Consider the following 1,455-nt stretch of genomic DNA (forward strand, 5'->3'; position numbering starts at 1 on the left):
CCATTATCTGATAGCGAGCGGCAATAAAAGGCGATACGCCAGAGAGTATTTGCCCCGTCATCATTCCAGGTAGCGAGACCAGACCGACGGCGAACATTGCATTGATATTTGGAATCATTGCCGTGTTGAAAGCCGTATTCCGTGCAGTTTCGTAAACATGGCCACTACGAAGTTCAGCCTGTAAACGTTCGCCAGCCAAACTAATGCTGGTCATTGAGGTTGCAAAAATCATCCCGGCTAGTGGAATCATATAACGTGGCAAGTACCAAGGGTCTAGCTGTAACACTAGCTGTGTGACCAGAGCAAGCATTAAACCGCCACCAATAAATACCGCAATCAGCGCTTTACTGAATAACTGAAAGCGTCCCTTTGTTGATAGTGCGTTGTTGCCAGTGCTATCTGACAGCGTGTTTAGAGATATCCAGCTCGATGCCAGCATCATCACTGATAGAACAGCCAAGGTGAGCAAGCTGCTTTCTGATTCGAAGATCATGATCAGCGCGTAGCCAATTAATAGCAGCTGGAGTAGCATGCGGATGATTGAGTAACAGGCTTTTCCGTATGCCAGCCCCCAATATCGCATTAGAGCAATCACAAAGAAAGTAGGGATAAAAGCGATGAGCAAGCGTTCAAAGGGAATGATTTCAATAGTCATCGGAAACTCGAAGTGATTGAAAGGACGGCGCGTATCATAACATGGAGCAGAGTAAAGCGATGGCACTTCAAGAATGATCTGGGTCATACAAAACCTGAAGAATACTCATAAAATGGTAAATAATACGGCGAAAAGTGGTATCTCCTGTTAAGCTTGAAAGCAATCATGACTTTACTTCGGAGAGTACGAGTGTTTTTTGAAAGCTCATCCAAGAAACTAGCTAAGCTTGAAATCAACATGGCCGCTGCAGAAAGCTATCAGGCTTGGTGCAGTGCGGCAGAAAAACATGACCTGGCTTCGGGTGCCAGCGAATGGAAAGAGCTTGAGCATACAAGCGAATATGACTACAAACAGATTCGTCATCGTCTAGAAGCTCTTCAGAGGCTTCGTCGAGACAACAATTATCATGGCTTACTGTTCGCTCTGAATGAAGGTATACATGGCAATATGGGGGGAATGGGTAAGCCTGTTCTCTATAACCATGCCAAGTATGGTACGAAGAAACTTATCGAAGAGTATGTCGATGAGATAGTTGAGTCCATAGAGCATATCGCAGAATTAGATGCCTCGCAGATCGATTATGAAGAGCGCCTAGACTTCTTTCATCGAGCCAGCCTTTGCTACGGCCGAACAGCGCTGATGCTCAGTGGCGGCGGTGCACTTGGACATTTCCACATTGGTGTTGTAAAAGCCTTGCTTCAGCAAAATCTTCTACCAAGTGTTATATCAGGCGCTAGTGCGGGCTCGGTCATTACAGCCATATTTGGTACGCATACAGATTTGGAGCTAAAAGAACTCAT

At 45.6% G+C, this 1,455-nt stretch carries 2 protein-coding genes; one reads left to right on the forward strand and one right to left on the reverse strand.

Features of this window, described 5'->3' with window-relative positions:
- Positions 1–742 (reverse strand): ABC transporter permease (locus A3766_RS24515; RefSeq protein ID WP_068643151.1); only part of this gene is annotated, 742 nt, incomplete at its 3' end.
- Positions 743–844: 102 nt separating this feature from the next.
- Here A3766_RS24515 and A3766_RS24520 point away from each other — a divergent pair.
- A partial coding sequence (locus A3766_RS24520; RefSeq protein ID WP_197479721.1) for a patatin-like phospholipase family protein occupies positions 845–1,455 on the forward strand: 611 nt, incomplete at its 3' end.

The sequence above is a fragment of the Oleiphilus sp. HI0132 genome (assembly GCF_001635845.1).